The organism is Bacillus sp. FJAT-27916, assembly GCF_001183965.1.
Classification (GTDB): domain Bacteria; phylum Bacillota; class Bacilli; order Bacillales; family Pradoshiaceae; genus Pradoshia.
This window is the reverse complement of sequence record NZ_LFZV01000001.1, coordinates 3,209,001-3,235,384: the sequence shown is the minus strand read 5'-3', so window position 1 is coordinate 3,235,384 and position 26,384 is coordinate 3,209,001. Positions and strand designations below refer to the sequence as shown.

Genomic DNA, 26,384 nt, shown 5'->3' with positions numbered 1-26,384 from the left:
GTATAAAAGGTATGGAATAATCATATTGGGAAATATATACGTGCCTAATTATGTAGGACACCATGTTAAACTGTTATATGCATTGAGATGGAGATTTCCTCGTATATGACAATACTTCCTCGCAAGGCGGGAAAGAAATGGTGATGAATGAACAGACTTAAGATCGATAAATATATCAATTGGAAGGTCCTTTTTCTTGCCATAGCTGTTATCCTCTTTGTCAGCTTTTTTGATTCCATCACTAAAAGTCTCCTCTTTAAAGCCGTTAAGGCTGGTGACATTCAATATATTCGCGCCTCATTGGCAGATTCATGGCTTTATGCATACAGCTTGATGCTTGTCATAATGGTCATTCAGAATTCTTTTACGGTGATTCCGCTGATTTTGGTGATTACCATAAATATTGCTCTTTTTGGTTTTTTGAACGGCTTTTTATGGAGCTGGTTCACAAGTGTGATTGCCGCTGTTATTATCTTTTTGGCCGTTCGTTATTTATTCAGTGACTTTGTTTCAAAGAGAATCAGTGCCAAGCAGCTGAGAAGAATGGAAGAGAGGGGCTTTATGTTTGTCTTTTCAGCGAGGGTGCTTCCTTTTATTCCTACCAGTCTCATTAATATCCTGGGCGGCTTAAGCACTATTGGGCTTAAGGGTTTTACTATTGGAACCGCATTGGGCAATTTTATTTATTTCTTTTTGCTTGCCTTAGTGCCAGCAGGATTAATGTCCAGTGGGATAAATGATTTTATGTTCTATGGATTGACAGCTGCTGTACTTGCCTTCTTGATTTGGCTGAGAAGATTCAATGGAAGAAAGAAAATAAAGATGACAATGAAATCTGTATGGTTTAACAGGTGACAAGGAATGAATAATAGGCTGGGAGACAGAAATTTTGTTTTCCAGCCTATTTCTTTATGCGTTATAAATAGCAATGGCAGCAAGCATTAAGCCAATGGCTGCGAGCTTTTGCATGCTGATGGGCGCTGCGGCAGCTCCAAACAGCCCATAATGATTAATGACTGCTCCAATGATAATCTGGCCGGTAATAGCGATAAGGAGTGTTAAGGAGACCCCGATTCTTGGCACACAGAGAGTAATGGCCGCCACAAAGAAGGCTCCGAATAATCCCCCGGTTAATTGCCATTTTGGCACCGTTGTGATTGGTGGAAAACCGCCTTTTCCGAACAGGAGGACAAGAATAATTAAGACAATGGTTCCGGCGGTAAAGGAGATGAGAGATGCCTCTAAAGGACCAATTCTTTTTCCGAGCTCGCCATTGATTTGGCTCTGCATGGCAACGCCGCTGCCGGCTAAAAGGGCTAATAAGGATAATAAATATTTCATCATTATAAACTCCAATCATTATCGTGCATATAGTTTATATAGATAAAGCAAGGTGCCTATGAATGAAGCATTCAAAGTTATGTAAAAACCGGCATGAGCGCTGAGAAAGCTATTGATGAGACTGATCGATGTTACTCCCGGCAGAATCGGCCATGTGAGAAAAACATAGATGCAAAACAGGGGTGTAAGTATTAAGCATAAGGTAAGTAATCCTCGCAGCTTTGACATATATAAAAGAATGATAGAGCCAAAAAGGGAAAATCCAAGCAGCGGAAAGCTCTGCAACGTTTGCCATCCATTCACATGGCTTATATCCATATCTGTATAAAACCATGGGAGAAAAAGGCCGGCTGTACTGAGGACCAGACAGATGAAGATGATTCTTTGGATGTGGGTTGTTTTCATATATAAGCTCCTTCAACAATCAGGTTATCATCTATTATATTTCAATCATTCTTGTTTCAAAAGGGATGAAATAACTAGTCATCTTCTCCGAGAGCATTGAAATAGAAATCACCTACTAAATAGAGATGGGGCGTAGGTGTACATGCAAAATGCGAATGGTCTTTACTTCTCAATAACAAGAAGCACAACTCATTTACCCGAGCCGTGCTTTTTCGTTTATTGACTGATTCACCTTAGTTCGTTCATCAAGGGCAGGGAGGATTCGCGCAAATATGAGGACGCCCAGGAACCCGATAATCGCGATAAAGATAGTCGTGCCAAGTTTAGGCAGATAAGCACTTATGGTAATTGTAATTGAGCAAATGAGATTGCCGATATTATACGTTAACCCATTGACGGCCAAATAGGAGCTGCGCGCATGCTCTGGCGGTAGATTAGCGAGATAATTTTGCTGAACTGGCACCCGCAGGACTTCGCCAATCGTTGCAAACAGCATCGCTGCGAATAATAGCCAAAGATTATTCGTATAGGAAATAATCGTATAGCCTGCTACGAATACTAGGCAGCTAGTCAGTAATACGGTCCGGTCATTTAAATTGGCAATCATTCTGGTGGCAAATAAGGCTAGGAAAACAACGAGAATTGTGTTTTCTGTGCGGAGAAAACCGGTCATTTCAATTCCGCTGAATTCAAATCCGAACAAGCTTTGTAGAGGAAAATCATCTGCAAGACGAACTCCGATATAGTTCGTCAGCTGAAATTCCATGGATAATACGAGAACGCCTGCCAGTACGAAGAGGACAAATACCCTGTCGCTGAACACCTCTTTATAATTGCTGATAAGCTTTCGTGCATGGTCTGCCGGTCTTACTTCTTTTGTTGAGGCAGGGATGTAGGATTCATGAATGACAAAGGTGATAAGGAACCAGGTTATAAGTGTCGTAACCGATAATGCGAGCAATAGCTCAAATAAGTGCTCTTTAAACAAGAAGCCGCCAGCAATACCGCCGATGGCGATGGATAGATTATTAGCCCAGTAGATAATGGTATAGATTGTCTTTCGTTCTTCAGGTTTGCTCACATCAATAAGCATCGCTTGATTAGCTGGACCGGCAAGACCCCAGCAAACACTATTGACTGTCATCATGAAAAAGGTGATAAGGGGTGCGGTAAGCCATGGTGAGTTGCAAATCATCATGGTTGAAAAGGCAAGAAAGCGCATGGATTCCGCAACCACAATAATCTTTTTGCGCCCAAACGTGTCTGAAAAATAACCGCCAAAGAAATTGATGGCAATCCCGACAAATACATTGATCAATAATAAGAGGCCAGCTGTTTTCAACCCGAAATGAAAGGATAAATAAATGGCCATGAAAGGAAAGACCATACTCCCAACTGCCGAGCTTAAGAAAGTTTCAATAATTCGTATTTTAATGGTTCGGTGAAACTGAAAGAAGTTCATCTTATTCTCCCTCTCTATGTTCTATCTTCCATCTTAGTATTATTTTCCACCCGTGGGAAGATGGTAATTGATGAACTCATTATATTTCTTTTCGTCATGAGGGGAATCAGAAAAAGGACCGAGCCGCTGTCATCCTTTTGATGTAGAGACCCGGTTCCTCACAATCAATCTATTATTCTTGTAACGCTGTAACGTTTGCAGCGATTTCCTCATATAGCGGGTATACATTAAACGGTTTTGTATGGCTGCTCAGGCTTAAAATTCCGATAAAATCGAGATGATCCCACGTATTTTTGATAGGATGATAGTTCCATACGCCCTTTTCAGGGGAACCGCTATAGGCTTTATGCGGCTGACCCGATGGATAGAAGGAGGATACAGTGCTGACAAGCCCGTCATTTGGCCACCAGCTTTCATCAATGATTGGTCCTTCGGCCGGATTGTCTCGTGTAAATTTGCCAATGAAGCCTGTCGATGCCAATACAATTGGATGAGAAGATACAATAGGGAGATGATGCCCTGTTAACAAGGAAGCTTTAGAGGCCTGACCAGTATATGAGAAATAATAGACATTAGGTTTCGTATCAACCTCCTCATTCAAGATGGCCGCTCCTAGCGTGCTTAAGTCATAGGCGCTGATATCTTCGCTATCCCATACCTTGCTGTTCATGACTCGGGTCATATAGGAGGTGAAGGTCTCGCCTGCTTGTCTGCGAATACCCCAGTGGTCCAATTTGAAATCGTAGAGAAGGTTTTCTTTGCTGATGCCTGTCACGGTAGATAGGTTAAGCACAAGATTCTTGATGAAGTTAATGAGGTTATTTTCATTATCGGCAAAGGTCGAACCGTTATGAGGGGTCGCTATGCTTGTCGCGCTGTGTACCCAGGATTTCCCGCCTTCGAATAATGAAGCGATTGTTCCTTCTGGATGTGTGTCCTGATAGGCTTGTTCTGCTTCGCTGCCATCCTCTAGGAGGTCAATGACACTGCGGATTGTCAGGCCTCCCATACTATGCCCGACTAAATGGATAGGATGGTTCTCATCCCATTCAGGGTAGATGCCTGCGTAGGTGCGGCCGTATCTGGCATGGCCGTGCTCCTCTGCGTGAGCTGCTCCGTAATCAATCGTTCCGCCTTTAATATAATAATAAAGCTCTACGGAACGGTCATAATTACTAGCGACAGGGCTGACGGTTGCCTGATAAGCTTCATAGCCCATATTATTCAAGTGGCCGATAACATCCTTTGTTCCTCCCCAATAAGGGTATCCAGCGAATTCACCTTCACCCCAGCCGCCGAGACCATGAACAAAAACAATGGGATAGTTATTCCCCTCGTTATCAGCCGCCTTTCCTTGAGATGGATAAAGCGGTATCATGAGCAGCAGGATTATGACAGCTATCAACAATTTACCTTCCTTCAAATACCTTTCCTCCTCTAAATATCGTTTACAATGTCTGATAATTCTGTCTATTAAACATATTATGGCAACGCTTTCATTTGGACAAGTGATAATTAGGCGGCCTGCTGAAAATGAGAGGAAACTCCTAATCAGGCACATGTCTGCAGTCATAGGGCATAGAAAGTATTTGTTAAACAATCATAAAGCGAAGAGCATGATTCATAATCTATATAATAAGACAATGACAATGGGGAGGACTTCTTTATGGCAGCTAGGTCGGGAAAGCAGTATGTGCAGGCCATTAATCGGTTGAAAGCAAATGTATGGATTGACGGGAACAAGATTTCCGGGAATATATCCGACCATCCTGCGCTGAAAGGGGTCATCAAAAGCACTGCAAAACTGTATGATGTTCAATTGCGTAAAGAAAATCAAGACATTATGACTTTTCGTTCCCCTTCTTCAGGTAAACTGGTGGGAACCTCGTTTTTGAAGCCTGAAAGCAAGGAGGATCTTGAAAAGCGGCGTTTATCCACACAGCTTTGGGCAAAGGAAAGCGGTGGGCTTTTAGGACGCTCACCGGATTATATGAATACAGTGATGATGGCTTTTGCTTCTTCGAGTGAGATTTTCTCTCTGCAAGATTCTCGTTTCACACAGAATATGAATACCTTATTCGAACAGGCACGTGAGAAGGATTTATGTTTCACACATACCTTTATCAATCCGCAAGTGAATCGTTCCTCTTATTATATTGAGAATGTCACCGAAACAATCGCTGCCCAAACGGTTGATATAAAAAAGGATGGCATCGTTATTCACGGCGCCCGCCTGCTTGCGACTCAAGGGGGAATTACGGATGAAATACTTGTTTATCCTTCAGGCGGAGCGGCAGGTAATTCAGATATGGCCTATGGTTTCTCCATTCCGAGCAATACACCAGGGTTGAAATTTATCAGCCGTGAACCCTATAGCTATCGTGAATCGGTTTTTGACCACCCGTTGAGTTCACGTTTTGATGAGCTAGATATGATTGTTGTCTTTGATCATGTACTCGTACCATGGGAGAGAGTATTCTTTTATCAGAATCCTGAAATTGCCTTAAAAGCTTATCGAGAAAGCAGCTTTCATCTCCTGGCGGTTCACCAGGTAACAAGCAGAAGAATCGTGAAATTGTCATTTATGCTTGGGGTTGCCAAGAAACTGATAAATACAATACAAGTTGGAGAGTATCCGCATATCCATGAAAAAATTAGTGAAATGAAGGTCGGAATCGAGTCCTTAAAAGCATTGGTGATTGCGGGTGAAAGAAACGCATCACTTGATCAATGGGGGGTGATGGTCCCAGAGCAAAACGCAATGGACGCAGCCGTCATGTTATTTCCAAAGCTATATCCCCGTTGCGTAGAAATTATTCAGCTGATTGGCGCAAGCGGGCTCGCATCCTTACCGACCGCAGCTGACTTCTCTTCTGAGATAAAGGATGATCTAGAATTGTATATGCAGGCAGCAACCGTTGGAGCTAAGGAGAGAGTGAAGATCTTCCGGCTTGCTTGGGATTTGACGATGAGTGCATTTGGTTCACGGCAGACACTCTACGAGAGGTTTTTCTTTGGAGATGCCATTCGTCTTGCCTCTGGGCATTATTATAATATAAACAATAGTGCGACAGAGATTGTGGACCAATTCTTGGATGGGTATGAGGAGTAGAATATAATCAAAAGCTGCATCTCATGTTCAATTTTTGTCCGTCACCCTGTTTTTAACCTCTGAGCAATAATCAGGGGTTATTTTTGCTGGTGATTTTCTAATCTCTGTCTAATTTCTCCTTTTCTCCCTTGGAATATAATACCTATCAGAAAAGCCTGTTAAGAATAGGAATATAATCATAGAATATCATTATGTGTTTAAACCATGTAATGAAGGAAGTAGATGTATGGAATATACCAATGATACCAGCAAGGACAATGGCATGAAGGGAATAGCGGAAGAACTGCTGAATGTGACCCAGCAGGCTGCTATTGCTGCCTATCCTCTTATAGGGAAATGTGATAAATTGCGCGCGGATGATGCGGGGACAAAGGCAATGAGGTATCATCTCAATAATGTTGATATGTACGGCAGAATCGTGATAGGCGAGGGAGAAATGGATGAAGCGCCTATGCTTTATATAAATGAAGAGGTCGGTACAGGGAAGGGTATTGCAGTAGATATTGCCGTCGACCCAATAGAGGGGACCAATCTGATGGCTACGGGGAAGGATAATTCATTGGCGGTTTTGGCTGCTGCCAGGAGCGGCTGCTTATTACATGCCCCGGATATGTATATGAGAAAATTAGCTGTTGGACCTGAAGCAAAAGGCAAAATAGACATAAATGCTCCTTTGACAGACAATATGAAGGCAGTCGCAAAGGCTCAAGGCAAGGATATCCGAGAATTGACCATCATGATTCAAGAAAGGGACAGGCATAGGGAATTAATTAACGAGGTTCTTCAAGCCGGTGCTAAGCTTAAATTGTTTTCAGATGTTGATATTACTGGGGCTATCGGAGCTGCGATGGATAATATCGAGATTGATATGCTCGTTGGAACAGGGGGAGCTCCTGAAGGTGTTGTCACAGCGGTTGCGCTTAAATGCCTCGGAGGAGATTTCCAAGGACAGCTTGTCCCGCAAAATAAGATGGAATATAATCGCTGTCGCGGGATGGGAATAGAAGATCCCTATAAGGTGCTTCAAATGAATGACATCGTTCAAGGTGATGATATTCTCTTCTGTGCCACTGGCATAACGGATGGTTTATTCCTTAATGGAGTCAAGCAAAGAAAGAGCGGAAAGATGTACACTCATTCCTTGCTGTTGGTCGGTGCCAATGCAAAGAGATATGAGCTTATTGAAGGCTTCCATAGCTGATTATGAGTCGGACTAAAGAGTCCGGCTTTTTTTTTTTTGTTGTCAAAAATCTCCAACCGGATGATAAAATCATATCAAGATAATCCGTATTACGTAGTCTCGCTAAAAAGGAAAGTGGATGAAGGAGGGATTGGAAATGTTTTTATACAAGGTGAATGAGGAGCTGTCTCTTGAATTATTGCAGCAGCATCATAGGTATGAGCTCTATGATTTAATAGATACAAATCGGGACCATCTACGCAAATGGCTGCAATGGGTCGACAAAAGACAATCCCCAGAGGATTTCGAGCCGATTATAAAGGCGTGGCTCCAAAACTATGGGGAGAATAATGGGTTTGATGCAGGAATTCGCTATAAGGGCCAATTGGTTGGGATGGTTGCCCTTCACTATATTGATTGGACGAATCGTACGACAAGCATAGGGTATTTTTTAGCAGAAAGCGCCCAGGGGAGAGGAATCATGACGAAAACCCTCCATGCTTTGCTGGAGTACATATTCTCTGTTTTAGCTCTTCATCGTGTAGAGATTGAGTGTGATCTTTCAAACGATAGAAGCTTGGCTGTTCCAGCACGATTAGGTTTTGTGCAAGAGGGCATCAAGCGGCAGGCGCACTGGCTGTATGATCATTATGAGGACCTGGTTACGTTTAGTTTATTGGCAGATGAGTGGATGCGGTGTTCCTCGTTCCAAACGACTTAAGGGCGTGCATGCACCTCCTAAAGCATACCCGCTTGTGAATTTTTAAGGCTTGGCCAGTACCATTCTTGATGCGAGAAAGGTAAAGGGTATAGAGAAAATGGATGCCACGAGCGGAGCAATCGTGTCGGGCAGCTGAAGCATTTGAACGGAAATGAAAATCGTACCAGTGCTGATGGCGATATTGACCAAGTAGGTGAGCGGGAACTGCAGAAACTTCTTTAAGGTAGGCTTCGTTCGATAGGTAAAGTAGGTATTCATGAAGAAGGAGCCAATAATACTGATGAAAAAACTAATAAAATGAGCTCCTAAATAATTGAATTCAAGAATATTTTTAAAGAGTAAATAAAAGATATAATAATTAATGGTATTCATTATTCCAACAAGATTAAACTTCCAAAATTCCTTGTCCGTAAACATCATGTGTATTACCAGCCTTCTGTATGGTCATTATGGAATAGTATGCACATATGAGAGAGGGCTAAAAACACATAATAAAAAACCGGAATTCAAAAAAGAATTCCGGTTTTACGTCCAAACATTATATTCTTTTAATAAATCCATTCCAATATCCCGATAATAGGGCAACTGGGTTAGATCATACTGATTCGGCTGTCCAATTAAATAGCTGCGAAATTCCTCTGCCTGTTTTCGTTGATCCTCGGTCAAGCTTGGATGATTGTCGAGAACAACATGTCCGAGTTCATGCAGAATTTGTGAATGGACAACTAGTATTTTATCTCTTGGTGTATTCTTCGCGGCATAGTGCAAAGACTGCAAATAATGACTTGCTGCTTCTTCGTAATTTCCTGTTAGATAGGCGAGTTTCCCAGCTGCTTCGTACACATTCATTTTTTCCATATCGGTTTTAGCAAGCTGAATCGCGGATCTGTATGTGTCGAGCGCCTTTTGGAATTCCTGCTTTTTTGTATAATTTTCTGCTAATAATATGGTTGAAGGGAGAATCATCTTTCTGACTCTTCTCGGTGTTTTGTCTGTTATAGAGTTCAGCCCTTTTTCAAAATTGACGATGGCTTCGTCAATATGATTGTTTTCATCTGCCTTAATAGCCTTTTGCAAGTAATCTTCTGACTGATTGGAGGTGTTGAAAAAATTTAGTTTTTGCATATAAATCACCTCTTTCACAAAATCGTATATCAATATAATTATAACATACAAAACGTACAAATGTTGCAAGATTTTGAAAATTATATTTGATTAAAAACCCGTTCTGTCCTTGAACGGGTTTTTGTCTTACTGTTTCTCTTGTTCTTTCGTGACTTTCCCTGGGAACCACCAGTTCCATTTCCCCAGCAGTCTCATCAGGGCGGGTACAAGGACCATTCGGATGAGCGTGGCATCAATGAAGATGGCGAGCGCTACCCCAACTCCTACCTGCTTGACGGGGACGATATCTGTGAAGGCAAAGGCACCAGTGACAGCGATCATGATGGCAGCGGCTGATGTGATAATTCGGCTTGTAGTCGTCAAGCCCTCAAGGGTCGCCTTATCATTATCCCCGGTCTCCAGGTATATCTCACGAATACGGGAAATCAGGAAGACTTCATAGTCCATGCTCAGCCCAAAGACAATTGCAAAGATGAAGATAGGAATCATGAGGGCGATGGGATTGGGATCTACCCCGAGATGTCCCTCTTGGAAAATCCAGACGATCAGACCGAATGCAGCCCCAAGAGATAAAATATTCATCAAAATTGCCTTAAGCGGAATCAGAATGGAGCGGAAGGCGACCATTAGAATCAAGAACGTTGCACACACAATTAAGATTAAGCCTTTAGGTGTTTGTGAACCAATCTCATCGTATATTTCCTGGTTAAATTTCGCCCGTCCGCCTGCTGTGTAGGTCAGCTCCGTATCAATACTGTCCTCTTCTAGGTCTCGGACATATTCCTTTGCTTCTGTCGAATCATAAGGAGCATCAAGCTCAAGCATGATATAGGTTGTATCCTCATTAACCATGGTTTCTAATGCCGGTTCAAGCTGTGTCCGCATTTGTTCAGCTTGCAAGGCTTGGTTTAATCGGTCGGCTGAACCCGTGTCCGTGATGGAGAAAATTGAATCGATATTTGTCACGAGAGGATTTTCTTTTAGTTCCTTTATGAATCCTTCCACCTGTTTCAATGAGCTTGTGGACAGAATGCTATCATCTGCCTGAAGGACAATAGGCATATTGGTATGGTCCTCGGGCTGGAAGTTTTCCTCAAAGGTTTCATAGGCAATCCGTGTTTCACTGTCAGCCGGTAATGATTCAGCATCTGGAATCTCAAGCTCGATATGACGGATTGGTGTCGCGATGAGAAGTAAAATAGCTAAAGCTGCTAAAGCTGTCAATATTGGCTTCTTCATAACATATCCAGCAAATTTTCGCCAAGTAGAGGCATCCTCATCCCGATTCTTTAGAATCATCGCTTTATTGATATTCTCTCCAAGGATGGAGAGAAGTCCTGGCAGAAAGGTTAAAGCGGAAATGACAGAAACCAATACGACGACAATTCCTCCAACAGCTACACTTCTAAAGATATCAATTTGAATGAAAAGCATACCAGTTAAGCCTAAGATTACACAAATCCCGGAAAAGCCAATGGCTCGACCAGCTGTCTTTGTCGTAATCGAGACAGCCTCCTTTACGCTATGATGCTTCAATTCCTCCCTGAAGCGATTAATGTAAAGCAAGGCGAAGTCAATGCTGACGGCAAGTCCAATCATTGGTGCCACATTTAGGACGAAAACCGATAAATTGATGATTTGTCCAAGGAAATAAATAATTCCCATCGCGGTAACAACAGCGACTGCTCCGGTCAATAAAGGAATAAAGGCTGCAATCAATCCCCCGAATGCTAATAGGAGAACAATCATGGCAACTGGGACACCAATCAATTCGGCATTTTTTAAGTCCTTTTGAGAGGCCTTATTCATTTCTTCCTCAATTACATCACCGCCAGTTAACGAAAGCGAAATGGCGTCATTTTTTAACTTTGCATTCAGCGCATCGATGTTGTCCGCAGGCTCTCTCTCTTCCTCAAAGGAAATGGAGGCATAGGCAACGTCCTCTTTAATTTGAGAGGGATTTTCAAGCGGTGATGATACAGATGTGATTCCATCAATGGATTCAAGCTTCTTTAAAGTATCTTGAATGTGCGTCTCAAATTCTTCCTCGCTTAACTTCTCGCTGTTTTCAAATAAAACGATATAAGGTGATGAAGATTGACCGAAATGATCTTCAAGCAGTTGATTTGCTTGATCATAGGAAGAATCCTTCATTTCAAAGCCGCTGCCTTGAAGGATTCCCGGCATTTTCAAAGCAAAGAATCCCATGGTGATGGTGAAGATAATCCAAAATAGTACAAGTCCTTTTCGATATGTATACATAATGTCCTCCCTTCGAGAATTAAACGACTATTGATATATACCCTATTGATAGTAAATATGCTCTCCTATCCCTATTGTCCTGTATTTTCCTTGTTGATTCAATTATGCGACAATTGGTAATTATTAAAATATGTGTACAGAGAATAAAATGAGGGGAATAAGTGAATAGTACAACTTAGTACAGACAACAAAGGAGGAACATTATAAATGAAAAAATTATTATCCATTCTGACTATTTTTTGTATGGCATTCATGGCGGCTGGCTGTAATGATGATAATAGCAGTGGTCAAACGAATGACAATACGGCAAATGAGGAATCATCCAATAACACGAGCAATTCAGATCAGGATACCAATAACGAAACAAATACAAACGCCACTGAAACAAAAAATGATATTCCATTCAATGAATTCAGCTTAGAAGTAAAATATCCAAACAACAAAGAATATGAAGCGGATTATGAATATGAAAACAATACCGTGGATGCATCCATTGAGGATGATTTGAACAACAAACGGGTAACCGGTGATGATGCCGAAAGTCAATTACGTGATATCTTGAAGTCACTGGACATCGATGCTCAAACCTCTGAGGATGATGTAATCTCTAAGGTGATCTCAAGCTTTGATGTAGCAGACGATTATCAAGAAATTGATGTAGACATTACCTTCACAGATGGAACTGAGAAAGAGTATCGTAAAACAAAATAAGAAAGTAAAAAGCGCAGATTTTGATTCTGCGCTTTTTGTATGGAAACAGCGATCAGTTTGCCTATTTCCATCCTCTGAAGTATAGCTTAATTCTTCTCGATATCTCTTGAAAGAGATTTTCCTTCTTCCCATTCTGTTCATTTTTCTTAGCCTTCCATTCATTTAATGCAGCGACCGTAATCAAGATTGCTCCTCCAATAAAGAGATACCACCACCAAGGGAGATTCCCCCAATACGGTCTTGTCTGAAGGAATACATTTAATAGAATCATGCTTATGCCTGTCGAGAAATACAATAGGCGTTTGCCATAAAAGCCGTAGATGGCAGCCGCTAAGGAAAGAGAGCCGACGGTAATAGCTTCTTCAACGCTATTTTCAAGAATCGCGTCATACACAATCAGTGCTGAGGTCAGAACGAGTGCAATCTTATGAAGCTGACTGAGTGTTCCATTGTATCTCCAGACCTTCTTTTCCAAAATCAAAAGAACGAAAATGAGCGGCAATAGATAAGCTTCCATTTCTACATATGAAGGGAGGCCAATATTGCTTATTAGAACATAATATGGTTGAAGCAACGCCATTATTGTAACGGTCATCATGATTCTGCGCCATTTTTGATTTTCGAATCGCTGAATCTGGACATAAAATAGACCAGCAGCCACAAGACCCGGCAGCATCTTTAAGAAAAGGAATGTATCATGTGGCACGGGAAAAGCAACTAGGTAAATAAAAGAACCGACCAAGTACCAATCCAAAATGGGCTCACTCTTTATCCATTTTCCTGAATGCTGAAATGGCTGCTTGAATGTCGAAGTTCCCATAACAGTGAATAGAAGAATCGCTGTCATAGCTCCCGCAAGTTCCAGGTACATGGAGTCTGATAAATAGGTACTCACATATCCTTTCCATATCAGGATAAAGGTGAGCATCGGCCAAAGCAGGATGAAAAACAGCCTTGTTTGATGGATGAAAAATATCAGTAACCCAGAATAAATGAGCACAAAAATGATGGAATAGCCTTCATCCATAAAGAAGGAGGAGGGCAGGCCAAGAGACATGAACAGCACGATGAAATACATGAGGCGTTTCTTAGTAGCTGGATTAGCCAGCAGCCAATAAAAGAAATAGGTCAGGGCTGAAATAAAAGGCACAAGCGCTAGGGTGGATAACGACCAATCCATCTTAAGCCCCCATTCTCCAATCATTAAGGGAACGAAGCTCATAGAAAGGTACAGTGTCAGCTTTTTCATCCATTCCATATGAACCAGCCTGCCGGCGTAATAGAAGAGACCAATCCCAAGGATGTATTCCCAATCAGCACTCATGCCTGTTATCTCAAGTATCATGCAGGCTACGAGGAAGCTAATGAGTGCGGTATAGAGGAAGAATGGAAAGATAGCTATTCTTCTCTTGAGGTAATATTCTGCTGCAGCCAAAAGGACAGGACCTAAGAGACAGAGGAATGAAGCCCAACTGCCGGTATCAAAGAGCCGGATTGCGGCAAAATAGGTGAACAAAAAGGCAAGCCCTGCTCCAATCCATAGGTAACGAACGGAATTGATTTTAGCCAGATGGCTGAATAAAATCATGCCAAAAGCAAAGAGGAAAACAGGCCATAAATTGTCAGGCTCATTGATTGCCGGGACAAAACAGAGAAGAATACCTAAGGCATATAATCCTCCTGATAGATAATCAAACATTAGACGGATCTTCGGCAGCTTTCTATAAGCAGCAAGGGCCGTGAGCCATAGGATGATGGCCAGGTAGAAGGGAATCCATTTCCCATCTACAGTAGAAAATTCGCTGAAAAAGGAATACCAGCCAACCGCTAAAAGGAATGGAACGACCTTCGCTAAGGGAGACTGTCTCTCTATATATAAGAGGATGGATTGAATGATGGTAACCAGCCAAATACCAAAAGGGACAGAATCAACTGCTGCATAGCCTGCCAATAAGAGAAAAATGAGATGCACCGCATTGTAATAGACCATTTTATACTTCTGAAGGTAAGAAAAAGGAGCAAAGAGAACAACACCATACATGATGAGCGTGCTGATTAATAGGAACGGCCAAGTCAAACTCATATGGGTCCAATCAGACAAGGCTAGGCCGAGTGAGAAGCAGCCTAAAAAGAGATAGACAATTCCAAATCCAGCGATTGGAACAAGCTGGATCTTCTTTGTGAGTGCAAGGATGGTTGCATACATAAGGAAATAGGCAATGGACGTCACAAATTCATCCCCGTTCTGTACAAAGAAGGTATCAAGTGAGACATAACTAAACGCAATAAATGTCACTGCTGTGCCAGTGTATCGATACAGAGTGCTCCAATCGGCAGATGAGCGTTCCTGCTGGAAATGGAGAAGTGCGGTAAATACAAATCCTAAGGCAGCCATCAGAAGAACAGCAGCCTCATGAGATAAGTGATTAAAGGTTTGATACACCCCGTAAATCAGCAAAATCGGGAAGATATAGTAATATTCTTTTCGATTCTGATACTGGCTCACCAAAAGGTACAGTACACTCGAAAGAAGAATGCTAAAGCCGTTAATTGTCTTGCTTTCAAAGAGGAAAAGGGTGAAAAGTGAGACGAGTACAAGATTGGCCTGTATGTATAAATGATAGTGGTTGGTGAACAAGGTGTGATTCACCCAGCTTGTTAACCGCTCTCTTCCTATAAGAAGCAGAAAATTAATCAAGGTCATGCAAAGGAAGAACAGGTCTTCTGATATAATGATGAATTTGACCAAGAAACCCACTGTAATGGTAATCCCAGCATAAACAAAAGAAGTGAAAAACAAGGAGAAATGCCTCCGCATGAAATAAAGGTATAAGGCAGTTGTGATGAAGGAAGATAGAAAGCCGAAGAGGTATCTTCCGCCACCGTCAATCGAAAGCCAAGTGCCAAACAGGTGGAAATAGCCTGCGCTGACCCATATAACGGGGAAAAACAATGCAGCTAAAACGAGAAAGCTGAAGGAACTCTTAGTGATTTTGAAAATCTTATCTGTCACAAGGTGAATCCCGTAAAAGAAAAGACAAATAAGTGCAACCCATAAGGTTTTCGCAATAGGCGAATAGGAGCTCCAATTATTTGTTGCGAACATAAGTCCTCCAAACAAGAGCATAATGACCCCCGCAATTAATGACCAAGTAATATTCCTTTCTCTAAGCTCTGCCTTAGATTTAGGTGCTTTTTGTTTGATCGGCTTAACCGCTGCGGCGGATTTTGGCGGATTTTCGATTGGCTGATGAACAGCCGGCCGGTTATTCAGTGCCTGGCTTTTCTCGATTTGGAATTGTTCATGGGCTGTATAGACTTGCTTGAATGCCTTATCTGAAATAAGCCCGGAGCGATAAAGCTTTCTGAGATGTGTTATAAAAATATCCTCGTGTTCCAATGGGCATTCCTCCCTTCCTTTAGGAATATATTCCGGACTGTATTGGTAAACTCCTTTTTTTGTATCAGTCTCGTTACAAAAAGATTAAACGAGTTATTTATTTGTTTAGTTTATTAGTAAATGGCTATAAGAATTGTAACAACTTGGAATAAGGAGAGGAACTGAGTGGACAACAAAGAAGAGAAATTGAAAATGACGCGTGCCGAGGCGGGCAGAAAAGGCGGGCTTGCCACCGCGAAGAAGCATACCCCTGATTTCTACAAAAAGATTGGACAAAAAGGCGGTAAATCAACGGCAGACAAGCATGATAAAGAATTCTATCAAGGAATCGGGCAAAAAGGCGGAAGCTCAACCTCTGAAAAGCATACAAGTGAATTCTATAAAGAAATTGGCCAAAAGGGCGGAAGTGCGACAGCAAAGAAATTCGATAAGGACTTCTACCGAGAGATTGGGAAGAAGGGCGGAGAGACAGCTGCTAAGAACCGGAATGGCCAGGCGAAGGCCGGAAATGGCTAAATGTCCTATAGGGGACTGGTTTTAAGAAGTTTGCCTCAGTATGAGGCGGGCTTCTTTTTTATATACTGATTTTTCCCGTTGCACATTCATGAAAGTTAGGTATAAGATGTAATAGGCATAACGAATGAAAAGGAGTTGATATTATTGAGTAACTACGACTCGGGAGACCCGGACACGAGTAAAACTGGGGAACCCAATGGTGCTTTTTTTGAAAAGTGGGGAAAGATAATAATCAATCCTGTCAAAAGAGTTGGTGCTTCCCTCTAAAAGAGGAGGTTTTTGTTACATGTTGGAATACTACATTACAGACTCAGCAAATACATTGAAAAAAATTGATGACCTGCAAAAGGGCTGCTGGGTGAATATGGTCGCGCCGAGCGAATCAGAGATTAAGCTTATATCAGAACGCTTGAACATTCCGGAAGACTTCATTAAAGACCCGCTCGATGATGAGGAGCGCTCACGTTTGGAGAAGGAAGATAATCATGTATTGATTATCGTTGACTTCCCCTACATTATTTATGATGATTCAGGCTTCCCTGTCTATGAAACCCTCCCGATTGGTTTGATTGTGACAGAAGAATGCTTTATCACCATCTCACTGATTGAGAATCCAATTATCATGGACTTCATTAATAAGAAAATAAAAGGGTTCTTTACGTATAAGAAAACCCGTTTTGCCTTGCAAATTCTCTTTCATATCTCCACCTACTATTTACGATACTTAAAGCAAATCAACCGGAAGACCGATGACATAGAGAAAGAACTCCATCAATCCATGAAGAATGAGGAATTATATGCCTTCCTCTCCTTGGAGAAGAGTTTAGTTTATTTTACAACATCCTTAAAATCCAACAAAATTGTGCTGCAGAAAATGCTGCGCCTCAATCATTTGAAAATGTATGAAGAGGATAAGGATTTGCTGGAGGATGTCATTATTGAAAACACCCAGGCGATTGAAATGGCTGAGACGTATCACTCAATTCTTACCAGTATGATGAATACATTCGCATCGGTTATCTCAAATAACTTAAATATCGTCATGAAATTCCTGACTTCCATCACCATTATCTTGTCTTTCCCGACGATTGTGGCCAGTATATATGGAATGAACGTTGATCTGCCTTATCAAAACAATCCTTATGCCTTTATAGGCGTTATATTTGTTGCACTTTTGTTATCATCTGTCACAACTATCATATTTTGGAAGAAGAAGTACTTTTAAAGATAGCGGTTCGCTATCTTTTTTTTTGGGGCAGACTAAGCTTATTCGCTATTGAAGTAAGAAGAATGGTGGTAGTCCTTAGTTGAAAGGGATATAAGATAGAGCTACACTTAAGGTTTGTGCAGGAAATATTTGTTTAATTAGATGAGGTGAATACATCAGTGGAATTTAGAGAAAGTGCGGCTAAACGGGTTGCTTGGATCAGTATTTGGAGCAATATTATTCTTACGCTTGGAAAGCTGTTCATCGGCTTATGGGCAGCCAGCGATGCTTTATTTGCGGATGGTATTCACTCGGCGGCTGATGTGTTTGCTTCTGTTATTGTCTTATTAGTCATAAGGGTCTCCAATAAGCCTGCAGACCTGGAGCATCCATATGGACATGGAAAAGCGGAGGTTATTGTATCTGGCATTATCGGGATACTGCTCTTCCTTGTGTCTCTTTATATTGTCTATGAAGGCATTGCAGGGTTTTTCCACCCAGTGGAAGCTCCAAGCTTTATTGCGTTTTGGGTTGGACTGTTTTCTTATGTCGCTAAAGAATGCTTGTTCCGCTATTCAATGAGTGTGGGCAAGAGGATGAATAGTAAGGCCATCGAAGCGATTGCTTATGACCATAAAGCGGATATCGTAGCATCACTTGCCGCAGCGATAGGGGTGCTCGTATCCTATCTTGGTGATAAGTTTGGCATTGGGTTCCTTCTATATGGGGATAAAATTGCCAGTATATTCGTCGCTTATCTAATATTCAAGATTGCCAAGGAAATGCTGACGGAGTCCTTTGATATCCTTATTGAGCGCAATGTGAGTCAAGAGCTTATGGACCAATTCAGAGACATTGTGACAGCTTTCCCGGATGTCAGGCGCATTGACAGAATCAGAGCGCGAGAGCACGGACATTATATTATAATGGATATCCGCATCTCCATTGATCAAGATAAGACCATTAAGCAGGGACATGATCTTTCGCGTGATATTAAGCATACATTAATGGAGAAATTTGACCATATAGAGGAAGTATTGATTCATCTTAATCCATACTTTCCTGAATGACAAAAGCCAATTTGTGCCCCGGGGTGCAAGTTGGCTTTTTTATGTCCAATCATCAGAATGTTTTTTGCTATTTTTTCCTTTGGATAATGATATAGTAGAAAATAATAGTGACGGGAAGGAAGAAGGGAAATGATGAAAAGAGGAAAGAACTGTCTGTATGTATTAGCCCTTCTTTTCCTTCTGACTTTAGCTGGATGCCAGTCTTCAGAAGGAGAGAGTAAGGAGAAGGTTGAACTCATCATTAGTGCTGCAGCAAGTCTTCAGAATGTACTCGGTGAAATTAAGACGGTTTATGAGGAAGAGAATGAAGATATCTCGCTCGTTTTTAATTACGGCGGTTCAGGTGCGCTTCAGCATCAAATAGAGAATGGAGCTCCGGCTGATTTGTTTATCTCAGCTGCCATTGAACCCTTTGAACTTCTCCTTCAGAATGGATGGATTGATAAGGAGGCACAAACGAATCTTCTTAGCAATGAGCTGGTGCTCGTGGCGGGTGATCAATCAGAGATGCGAGGAATAGAGAATCTTGAATCTGCCTCTAAGATTGCGATAGGCTCTCCTGATTCCGTTCCAGCAGGACAATATGCTAAGCAGTCACTTGAGGCACTTGGTCTGTGGGAAACAGTTAAAGATAAGCTTGTCCCCACAAAGGATGTCACACAGGTTCTCACCTATGTGGAAACAGGGAATGTTGAGGTTGGCTTTGTTTATGCAACAGATGCGAAAAACTCTAGTCAGGTGAAGGTCATTGATACGGTTCCTGATGAGAGTCATGAGGCCATTATCTATCCGGCCGGTGTTATTTCTTCAAGCAAGGAAAAGGAGAATGCGGAAGAATTATATAGGTATCTCCAATCAGATGAGGCGCAAAAGATATTTGAAAAGTATGGGTTTAAAGGGTTGAAGTAAACAATGCAAATCGATTTTTGGGCACCAATCAAACTATCTATTGAAATAGCAGCCATCTCCGGTCTGCTGGCTGTCTTTTTGGGTATCATGTCGGCTAGAATAATGGTCAAGCGGCAATCAATGAAGGGGAGGATGCTGATTGAAACCTTTTTTCTTCTCCCGATTGTGCTGCCGCCAACCGTAATCGGATTTCTTCTAGTCGTTATCTTTGGGCAGAGGAGCCCAGTTGGAGAGCTGATTTATACTTTATTTAATCAATCCATTATTTTCACATGGAGTGCGGCTGCGATTGCTTCCACAGTTGTCGCATTTCCATTAATGTATCAAAGCGCGAAGGCTGGCTTTGCTGCCGTTGATCAGGAGATAGAGGATGCGGCCAGGGTGGACGGGGGAAGCGAATGGAAGGTTTTTTGGAGGATTTCTATCCCGCTTTCGGCAAAAGCCCTGCTCGCTGGAGCCATTCTTACATTTGCGCGTGCGCTCGGAGAGTTTGGAGCGACGCTTATGTTTGCCGGAAATATACCTGGGAAGACCCAAACAATGCCGATTGCGATATACATGGCATTTGAATCAGGCCAATCAACACTTGCCTGGGCTTGGGTGGGCATGATGATTCTCATGTCTATTGGCATGCTTGTCGTTGTGCAAATTTTTCAAAGGACGCATTCTTAATTGGCGAGAAGATTAAATTTTTTGAAAGCTCAAGATGTGATAATGCGTTATAGGGCTGACTAATGGTAAAATAGGTATTGATAATGAAATAAGGGAGCTGGAATGATGAATTTGGAGCAAAGATTAGATAAATATGCTGAGCTAGCTGTCAAAGTCGGGGTTAATATTCAGAAAGATCAAATATTATACATATCATCCTCAGTAGAGGTCGCACCATTTACCCGCAAGGTAGTTCGCAAAGCCTATGAGGCAGGAGCACGTCATGTTTATGTGGACTGGGCGGATGAAGAAGTGACTCGTGCTAAATTTGAGCTTGCGCCGGAAGATGCCTTCAGTGAAGTGCCTGAATGGCTCGTCGCTCAAAAAGAATATTTAATCGAAAAAGGCGGAGCAATCATATCAATCGTATCGCAAAGCCCAGATGCCTTGAAGGGCATCGAAGCAAAACGTATCGCAAATTATCAAAAGGCTACTGGCACAGCACTTAATAAATTCCGTCAAGCCATGCAGGCAGATAAATTCAGCTGGAGTGTCATCGCAGCTGCCGGCCAAAAATGGGCAAATAAAGTATTCCCAGATGCGGAAAACAGCGTTGAAATGTTATGGGATGCTATTCTAAAAGCAGTGCGCGTTGATTCAGCCGATCCTGTTCAAACATGGATAGAGCATGATCATACACTGCGTGCAAAGGCAGATTACTTAAACGAGAAGAAATATAAAGCCTTACATTATCGTGCGCCAGGAACGGACTTAACTATTCAGCTTTCCGACAAGCATGAATGGTGCGGGGCGGGAAGTATCAATGCCAAAGGTCACTCCTTCATGGCCAATATGCCGACGGAGGAAGTGTTTACAGTCCCATTGAAAGAAGGGGTCAATGGAACGGTGGCCAGCACGAAGCCGCTCAGCTATGGCGGAAATGTTATTGACCGCTTCTCCTTGACATTTGAGAACGGAAAAGCGGTTAGTGCGAAGGCTGAGACAGGAGAGGATGTCCTTCTTAGTCTTCTTGATACAGATGAAGGATCTAGATATCTTGGAGAAGTGGCGTTAGTGCCTCATCGTTCGCCGATATCTGATACGAATGTGTTGTTCTATAATACATTATTTGATGAGAATGCTTCTAACCATTTAGCCATTGGCTCCGGTTATGCCTTCTGCTTGAAAGGTGGAAAGGAAATGTCAGAGCAGGAGCTGATTGATAATGGTGTGAACAATAGCATTACCCATGTAGATTTCATGATTGGCTCTGCGGAGATGGATATTGACGGTGAGCTTGCGGACGGGACACTTGAACCAATCTTCCGCGGCGGAAACTGGGCATTTTAATTAATTTAGGCCTTGGGTCAAGGACCCTTGGCCTTCTTTTATCATTATCTTCTACTCCTTTAAAAGGAGTAGTTTATCGCCGGTAATTTACGCTATAATAAATGGAAGAATGTTAAGGAGTGGAAGAAACCGTTGAAATCTAAATTACAGTTTTGGACTTTGGAGATCCTGTTGCTGCTGATTATTATTTATGTGAGCACGAAAATCTCTTTTCTATTCCATCCAATTGGAATCTTTATCTCAACACTGTTTTTCCCGATTTTGATTTCGGGATTCTTATTTTACTTGTTAAATCCCGTCTTAAAGCTGCTCATGAGGTGGAAGGTTCCAAAGATTGTTGGAATCTTGATTTTATACATAGCGCTTATCGGTTTAATTACAATTGGAATTACAAAAGTAGTGCCTGTTGTTTCTGAACAAATCACAGATATCGCTAAGAATACCCCGCAATTTGTAGATGATGTTGTCGCATTCATTGAGGATGCCTCAAAATCTAATTGGTTCAATTATGTTGTGGAACAAGAGTTTATTGAATTTGATCAAATAAAGGATAAGCTCCTAGAATTTACGACAAACATTACAAGTAACATCACGAGCGGACTATCGGCTGTGGTTTCGTTTATCACCAGTTTGACGCTGATTATTATTACGGTTCCATTTATCCTTTTCTACATGCTGAAGGATGGTCATAAATTGCCAGGTGCATTGATGAAGTTTCTCCCAGCCTCATTCAGGAAAGAAGGACTTGTTGTTATTCAGGAGACCTCTCAAACCTTGGCCAATTATATACAGGGTCAGATTACGGTATGTATCTTCGTTGGTACGGCTTGTTTCATTGGCTTTTTGCTGATTGATCTGCCTTATGCCTTGACGCTTGGACTCGTGATTGCGGTCACGAATATCATCCCGTATGTTGGTCCATTTATCGGTGCTGCACCAGCAGTGGCTGTCGGGCTATTCCAATCGCCTTTGGTTGCCATTTTGGTCATCCTGATTATTGTGATCGTGCAGCAGCTGGACGGTAATCTTATATCCCCATTGATTATCGGGAAGTCATTGAATATTCATCCGCTGACCATCATCATGATTTTGCTAGTTGCTGGTTCATTAGCTGGGATCCTTGGCATGATACTTGCCGTTCCAACTTATGCGGTTGTTAAGACGATTACGAAGAATATCGTCCGGCTTGTTAAGCTTTACCGGGCAAAGCATACCGTCATTACAGAGGATGCTTGATAAGCAGAGGAATTGATGAAAGAAGAATAAAAAAGAAAAACACACGTGGTTTCACGTGTGTTTTTCTTTATTCTATTGTACTGCTTGATAATGGCTGGGTGAACAGCTGGCTCTCTCCTTCTGCAGCTGTGCTGTGAGAGGTGAGGGGCTGAGCTTCCCGCGGTTTTTTGCGGATTTCGAGATAGCGGATATGATGTTCCTCCATATCGATAATCGTAATTTCATAATCGCCAATCTCAAGCATATCACCAAGCTTTGCTTCATACTTCTCGGTCAGGACCCATCCGCCGATTGTGTCAATATCGGTATCATCGAGGGCCGTGCCAAGCAGGTCATTAATTTCACTGAGAAGTACCTTAGAATCAACGATGTAAGATCCATCTGTATTCTTCCGAATCTCCGGAATCTCATCACTATCGAATTCATCTCGTATCTCACCAACAATCTCTTCGACGATGTCTTCGATGGTGACTAATCCGGAAGTGCCTCCGTATTCATCCATCAGGACTGCCATATGAATCCGTTCAGATTGCATTCTCGCCAGTAAATCATGGATTGGAATGGTGTCAATGACATGGATGATTGGCCTTATATATTCTTGAATGGTTGAATTTGAAATGCTCTCATCTACGACAACATCGGTCAATACCTCTTTTACGTTGACAAGTCCGACGATATGGTCCTTGTCACCGTCAATGACCGGATAACGAGTGAATTTCTCTTCATGGTACATCTGAATAAAGTCCTTGATGGAATCCACCTTGGATAAGGAGACCATTTCGGTTCGAGGAACCATGATTTCTTTAGCGACTCGGTTATCAAATTCAAAAATATTATTCACATATTTAAATTCAGATTGGTTAATTTCGCCGCTCTTATAACTGTCTGAAAGAATAATCTGCAATTCCTCTTCCGTATGGGCAATTTCATGTTCTGAAGCGGGATGAAGACCGAGCATGCGGATGATCAACCGGGCAGAACCATTAAGCAGCCAGATAAATGGATACATAATTTTGTAGAATGCCATGAGAGGTCTTGAGAATAAAAGAGCAATTGCTTCCGCTTTTTGAATAGCAATCGTCTTTGGAGCTAATTCGCCGATTACGACGTGGATGAAGGTAATCAGCAGAAAAGCAATAACGACGACGAGTGGCGTTGTAACAGTCTCAGGCAGGGAAAACAGTGCGAATAAGGGAGCGAGAAGGGATTCAAAGGTTTCCTCTCCTATCCATCCTAAAGCGAGGGCTGTAATGGTGATCCCAAGCTGGCAGGCGGATAAATACTCATCCAGATTCGTAACGATGTTTTTGGCGCTTATTGCCCGCCGGTTTCCTTCCTCCATTAACTGATCAATTCGCGAGGAGCGAATCTTGACAATCGCGAACTCTGACGCAACAAAGAATGCGGTCAGTGCAATCAAAATGGCTATAAAAACCAAATTCCATATGTCCAATAAATTTCCTTTAACCGTGATTAGACGGTAAAGGAGTCACCTCCTGTGATAATAAGCTGTTAACAGCTGTATGGTTTAACGTCAAATGCAAGCATAGTCCGACTGGATAGCTGGCGATCAACTTCCCATGTAAATCCCCCCTTTAAAATAAAGAGAAGTAGAAAAAATGGTTATTACTTCTTATTATATTAAATTTCTAACCGAATATCATTTGTTTTAGGTACATTTTTAAAAACAAATCAATTTTTTAGAAAAAAAGAAAAAAGTCCCTTTATTTTTTTTTATAGTTTAGTACAATTTAAATGTTGTGAGTTTTGTGCGTATTGATTGACATACATATGTACTTATGAGGCGTTTCCCCCACCGCCTTGGATGATTGGCATTGAAGTGAATTCGTGCCTGAACGCATGATGACAAGCAATAAAAGCTCTCTTTGACTAATTGGCTATTAGAAATCTCGAATAGAACATCATCGTTTGAAACAGTCAAGTATTTTGCTCAAACGATGTTTCGCTGCATTAATTTCGGGTAAATGAAATACTGGTTAGCAAAAAATCAGAAGGTGGAGAATGTGAGAATGGATATCGTATCTAAATTTAAGATACAGGGCGTAAAGATTGAAAAAACAAAATCCCGTAATGAAATCTTCTCTAGCTTAGTATGTTCTGAGTCAACATTCAGCGAATTGTTACAGAACCCATATTCTTTAAAGAAACAAGTAGAAGTGAAGAGTCATTAATGTAAAACATACAAGCTATGTTTTTAAATAAGGTGATAACCTAAGGCGCTCCTGTTGAAGCGTCTTTTTTGTGTCTACATAAAGTGAATTGATTGATGCGTGTAATTCTTACCATTGTTGTTTCTTAAAAACTTGTCTATTATTATATTAGAAAAGTAATTGTTGATATCTAAAAAGATTGAATATTTCTTTTCTATTATCCTCGTTTGAGGAATTTTTTATGGCTTGCAATAGTTAGGGAAACAATCGTTTGCTTGAATTTAGAGGAGGTCATCAATGAAGCTTACCATAAGAATTATTATAGGTTTAATTACAGGTGTATTGGTTGGTTTAGGTCTGAATCAATTTTCCCCTGAACTATTTGGCATCTTTGATATGTATATCTTCGATCCAATTGGTTCATTATTTATTAATGCAATCACGATGCTTGTCGTGCCGATTGTATTGATATCCATCACATTAGGAACTGCTGGACTCGGCGATCCGAAAAAGCTCGGACGCATTGGCGGGAAAACCATGCTGTATTTCTTGGCTACGACTGCTTTTGCTATCACCATCGGATTAGGTCTTGCCTTGCTTATCAAGCCGGGTGCGAGCGCTCATGTTAACTTATCTGCTGCTGAATATACGGCAAGTCAAGCCCCCTCAGTAATTGAAACTCTCATCAATATCATTCCTAAAAACCCAATCCAAGCCATGGCTGAAGGCAATATGCTTCAAGTAATTGTTATGTCTATATTCTTCGGTATTGGAATTAGTGCACTTGGTTCTAAAACAAAAGGTCTGGTCCATTTATTGGAGCAGGGTCAAGAAGTGCTGGTTTACCTTGTTAACTTCATCATGAAGACGGCACCATATGCGACATTTGCCTTGGTAGCAACAGCTGTAGGAAGCCAAGGGGTGTCTGCTATTAAGAGTATGGGCCTATACATGGTGGTTGTTATCCTAGCGTTAATCATCCATACCGTATTTGTATATGGAGGAGCGATTGCCGTTCTTGGCCGCCGAAATCCAATTGATTTCTTTAAGAACTTTGCTCCTGCAATGGCTGTAGGATTTAGTACATCTTCAAGCAGTGCTTCGCTTCCTGTAGCGATGGATACTGCCCAAAGAGCCTTAAATGTTCCGAAAAATATCTCAAGCTTTGTTCAGCCGCTTGGTGCTACCATAAATATGGACGGAACGGGAATCCTTCAAGGAGTCGCTGTAGTATTTATTGCCCAAACGTACGGAGTTGATTTAACGACACCTCAGCTGATTTCCGTTATTTTTACGGCTGTTTTGGCAAGCGTTGGTTCAGCAGGCGTACCAGGCGCAGGGTTGATCTTGCTTGCGATGGTGCTTGAGCAAGTTGGGTTGCCGGTTGAAGGGATTGGCCTGATTCTCGGAATTGACCGCTTGCTTGATATGGCAAGAACAGCTGTAAATATCACAGGGGACGCTTCCTGTGCGGTTATTATTGCTGAATCAGAGAAAAAACGTGAAGTAAACCAAGAAGCAAACGAAATGATTGCATAAGAAACAGATGTATACT

General features: G+C 41.7%; 22 protein-coding genes. 14 read left to right on the top strand and 8 right to left on the bottom strand.

The genetic code is table 11. From position 1 onward, the window contains the following. Nucleotides 1-147: 147 nt before the first annotated feature. Nucleotides 148-855 (top strand): TVP38/TMEM64 family protein, encoded by a 708-nt coding sequence (locus AC622_RS15845; protein WP_049671954.1) that lies wholly within the window; start codon nt 148-150, stop codon nt 853-855. A 54-nt stretch (nt 856-909) separates the two neighbouring features. On the opposite strand, the gene AC622_RS15840 is transcribed toward AC622_RS15845, so the two are convergent. The 3 genes from AC622_RS15840 to AC622_RS15825 all read right to left on the bottom strand — a co-directional run bounded on the left by AC622_RS15840 (nt 910) and on the right by AC622_RS15825 (nt 4,631). After that, complete coding sequence (locus AC622_RS15840; protein WP_231589543.1) at nt 910-1,344, bottom strand: DMT family transporter; 435 nt, start codon at nt 1,342-1,344, stop codon at nt 910-912. A 595-nt stretch (nt 1,345-1,939) separates the two neighbouring features. After that, on the bottom strand, nt 1,940-3,208 hold the full coding sequence (locus AC622_RS15830; RefSeq protein ID WP_049671951.1) for an MDR family MFS transporter: 1,269 nt from the start codon (nt 3,206-3,208) through the stop codon (nt 1,940-1,942). 172 nt (nt 3,209-3,380) lie between these two features. Further along, on the bottom strand, nt 3,381-4,631 hold the full coding sequence (locus tag AC622_RS15825) for an esterase/lipase family protein (RefSeq protein ID WP_197089945.1): 1,251 nt from the start codon (nt 4,629-4,631) through the stop codon (nt 3,381-3,383). Between the two features lie 243 nt (nt 4,632-4,874). Between AC622_RS15825 and hpaB the strand changes: the two genes are divergently transcribed. From hpaB to AC622_RS15810, 3 genes are all read left to right on the top strand, one after another. Further along, nucleotides 4,875-6,320, top strand: a complete 1,446-nt coding sequence (gene hpaB, locus AC622_RS15820) for a 4-hydroxyphenylacetate 3-monooxygenase, oxygenase component (RefSeq protein WP_049671950.1) — start codon at nt 4,875-4,877, stop codon at nt 6,318-6,320. Nucleotides 6,321-6,546: 226 nt separating this feature from the next. After that, nucleotides 6,547-7,521: a class II fructose-bisphosphatase gene (gene glpX, locus AC622_RS15815; protein ID WP_082197175.1), complete on the top strand. Its 975-nt coding sequence runs from the start codon at nt 6,547-6,549 to the stop codon at nt 7,519-7,521. A gap of 136 nt (nt 7,522-7,657) precedes the next feature. Next, nucleotides 7,658-8,221 carry a GNAT family N-acetyltransferase gene (locus AC622_RS15810; protein WP_049671949.1) on the top strand — a complete coding sequence of 188 codons (564 nt, stop codon included), beginning with the start codon at nt 7,658-7,660 and terminating at the stop codon, nt 8,219-8,221. Between the two features lie 42 nt (nt 8,222-8,263). On the opposite strand, the gene AC622_RS15805 is transcribed toward AC622_RS15810, so the two are convergent. The 3 genes from AC622_RS15805 to AC622_RS15795 form a co-directional block, all read right to left on the bottom strand. Continuing rightward, nucleotides 8,264-8,641, bottom strand: coding sequence for a GtrA family protein (locus tag AC622_RS15805; RefSeq protein WP_049671948.1), 378 nt, complete (start codon nt 8,639-8,641; stop codon nt 8,264-8,266). A gap of 105 nt (nt 8,642-8,746) precedes the next feature. Beyond that, nucleotides 8,747-9,346 carry a tetratricopeptide repeat protein gene (locus tag AC622_RS15800; protein ID WP_049671947.1) on the bottom strand — a complete coding sequence of 200 codons (600 nt, stop codon included), beginning with the start codon at nt 9,344-9,346 and terminating at the stop codon, nt 8,747-8,749. Between the two features lie 126 nt (nt 9,347-9,472). Next, a complete protein-coding gene (locus AC622_RS15795; RefSeq protein ID WP_049671946.1) occupies nt 9,473-11,608 on the bottom strand; it encodes an MMPL family transporter in 2,136 nt (711 codons plus the stop codon). Between the two features lie 207 nt (nt 11,609-11,815). On the opposite strand from AC622_RS15795, the gene AC622_RS15790 reads away from it, so the two are divergent. Continuing rightward, nucleotides 11,816-12,319 (top strand): YusW family protein, encoded by a 504-nt coding sequence (locus tag AC622_RS15790; protein WP_049671945.1) that lies wholly within the window; start codon nt 11,816-11,818, stop codon nt 12,317-12,319. 61 nt (nt 12,320-12,380) lie between these two features. Here AC622_RS15790 and AC622_RS15785 read toward each other — a convergent pair whose 3' ends face one another. Continuing rightward, on the bottom strand, nt 12,381-15,719 hold the full coding sequence (locus tag AC622_RS15785; RefSeq protein ID WP_049671944.1) for a hypothetical protein: 3,339 nt from the start codon (nt 15,717-15,719) through the stop codon (nt 12,381-12,383). A gap of 165 nt (nt 15,720-15,884) precedes the next feature. On the opposite strand from AC622_RS15785, the gene AC622_RS15780 reads away from it, so the two are divergent. The 7 genes from AC622_RS15780 (at nt 15,885) to AC622_RS15750 (ending at nt 22,658) form a co-directional block, all read left to right on the top strand. Beyond that, a complete protein-coding gene (locus AC622_RS15780; protein ID WP_439802479.1) occupies nt 15,885-16,235 on the top strand; it encodes a KGG domain-containing protein in 351 nt (116 codons plus the stop codon). Between the two features lie 286 nt (nt 16,236-16,521). Next, entirely contained in the window at nt 16,522-17,460 is a 939-nt protein-coding gene (locus AC622_RS15775) for a magnesium transporter CorA family protein (protein ID WP_049671943.1), read from the top strand. A gap of 161 nt (nt 17,461-17,621) precedes the next feature. After that, nucleotides 17,622-18,512 carry a cation diffusion facilitator family transporter gene (locus AC622_RS15770; RefSeq protein ID WP_049671942.1) on the top strand — a complete coding sequence of 297 codons (891 nt, stop codon included), beginning with the start codon at nt 17,622-17,624 and terminating at the stop codon, nt 18,510-18,512. Between the two features lie 129 nt (nt 18,513-18,641). Further along, the gene (gene modA / locus AC622_RS15765; protein WP_049671941.1) at nt 18,642-19,421 is read left to right on the top strand and encodes a molybdate ABC transporter substrate-binding protein; all 780 of its coding nucleotides are present in this window, start codon (nt 18,642-18,644) and stop codon (nt 19,419-19,421) included. Between the two features lie 3 nt (nt 19,422-19,424). Beyond that, nucleotides 19,425-20,093: a molybdate ABC transporter permease subunit gene (gene modB / locus AC622_RS15760; protein WP_049671940.1), complete on the top strand. Its 669-nt coding sequence runs from the start codon at nt 19,425-19,427 to the stop codon at nt 20,091-20,093. 102 nt (nt 20,094-20,195) lie between these two features. Further along, nucleotides 20,196-21,422: an aminopeptidase gene (locus AC622_RS15755; protein ID WP_049671939.1), complete on the top strand. Its 1,227-nt coding sequence runs from the start codon at nt 20,196-20,198 to the stop codon at nt 21,420-21,422. Between the two features lie 132 nt (nt 21,423-21,554). Then, on the top strand, nt 21,555-22,658 hold the full coding sequence (locus AC622_RS15750) for an AI-2E family transporter (RefSeq protein ID WP_049671938.1): 1,104 nt from the start codon (nt 21,555-21,557) through the stop codon (nt 22,656-22,658). A gap of 67 nt (nt 22,659-22,725) precedes the next feature. On the opposite strand, the gene AC622_RS15745 is transcribed toward AC622_RS15750, so the two are convergent. Beyond that, entirely contained in the window at nt 22,726-24,111 is a 1,386-nt protein-coding gene (locus AC622_RS15745; protein ID WP_049671937.1) for a hemolysin family protein, read from the bottom strand. Nucleotides 24,112-24,643: 532 nt separating this feature from the next. Between AC622_RS15745 and AC622_RS21700 the strand changes: the two genes are divergently transcribed. Together AC622_RS21700 and AC622_RS15740 are read left to right on the top strand one after the other, a co-directional pair. Beyond that, entirely contained in the window at nt 24,644-24,850 is a 207-nt protein-coding gene (locus AC622_RS21700; protein WP_442853811.1) for an Lmo0850 family protein, read from the top strand. A gap of 276 nt (nt 24,851-25,126) precedes the next feature. Next, the gene (locus tag AC622_RS15740) at nt 25,127-26,368 is read left to right on the top strand and encodes a dicarboxylate/amino acid:cation symporter (protein ID WP_049671936.1); all 1,242 of its coding nucleotides are present in this window, start codon (nt 25,127-25,129) and stop codon (nt 26,366-26,368) included. Nucleotides 26,369-26,384 lie beyond the last annotated feature (16 nt).

Excerpts from the sequence above, each read along its gene's own strand:
- modA (WP_049671941.1), top strand. The coding sequence starts at position 18,642 with ATGATGAAAAGAGGAAAGAACTGTCTGTATGTATTAGCCCTTCTTTTC.
- AC622_RS15775 (WP_049671943.1), top strand. The coding sequence starts at position 16,522 with ATGTTGGAATACTACATTACAGACTCAGCAAATACATTGAAAAAAATT.
- modB (WP_049671940.1), top strand. The coding sequence starts at position 19,425 with ATGCAAATCGATTTTTGGGCACCAATCAAACTATCTATTGAAATAGCA.
- AC622_RS15840 (WP_231589543.1), bottom strand. The coding sequence starts at position 1,344 with ATGATGAAATATTTATTATCCTTATTAGCCCTTTTAGCCGGCAGCGGC.
- AC622_RS15810 (WP_049671949.1), top strand. The coding sequence starts at position 7,658 with ATGTTTTTATACAAGGTGAATGAGGAGCTGTCTCTTGAATTATTGCAG.
- AC622_RS15795 (WP_049671946.1), bottom strand. The coding sequence starts at position 11,608 with ATGTATACATATCGAAAAGGACTTGTACTATTTTGGATTATCTTCACC.
- AC622_RS15790 (WP_049671945.1), top strand. The coding sequence starts at position 11,816 with ATGAAAAAATTATTATCCATTCTGACTATTTTTTGTATGGCATTCATG.
- AC622_RS15805 (WP_049671948.1), bottom strand. The coding sequence starts at position 8,641 with ATGATGTTTACGGACAAGGAATTTTGGAAGTTTAATCTTGTTGGAATA.
- AC622_RS15830 (WP_049671951.1), bottom strand. The coding sequence starts at position 3,208 with ATGAACTTCTTTCAGTTTCACCGAACCATTAAAATACGAATTATTGAA.
- AC622_RS15740 (WP_049671936.1), top strand. The coding sequence starts at position 25,127 with ATGAAGCTTACCATAAGAATTATTATAGGTTTAATTACAGGTGTATTG.
- AC622_RS15800 (WP_049671947.1), bottom strand. The coding sequence starts at position 9,346 with ATGCAAAAACTAAATTTTTTCAACACCTCCAATCAGTCAGAAGATTAC.
- AC622_RS21700 (WP_442853811.1), top strand. The coding sequence starts at position 24,644 with ATGAAATACTGGTTAGCAAAAAATCAGAAGGTGGAGAATGTGAGAATG.
- hpaB (WP_049671950.1), top strand. The coding sequence starts at position 4,875 with ATGGCAGCTAGGTCGGGAAAGCAGTATGTGCAGGCCATTAATCGGTTG.
- AC622_RS15845 (WP_049671954.1), top strand. The coding sequence starts at position 148 with ATGAACAGACTTAAGATCGATAAATATATCAATTGGAAGGTCCTTTTT.
- glpX (WP_082197175.1), top strand. The coding sequence starts at position 6,547 with ATGGAATATACCAATGATACCAGCAAGGACAATGGCATGAAGGGAATA.
- AC622_RS15755 (WP_049671939.1), top strand. The coding sequence starts at position 20,196 with ATGATGAATTTGGAGCAAAGATTAGATAAATATGCTGAGCTAGCTGTC.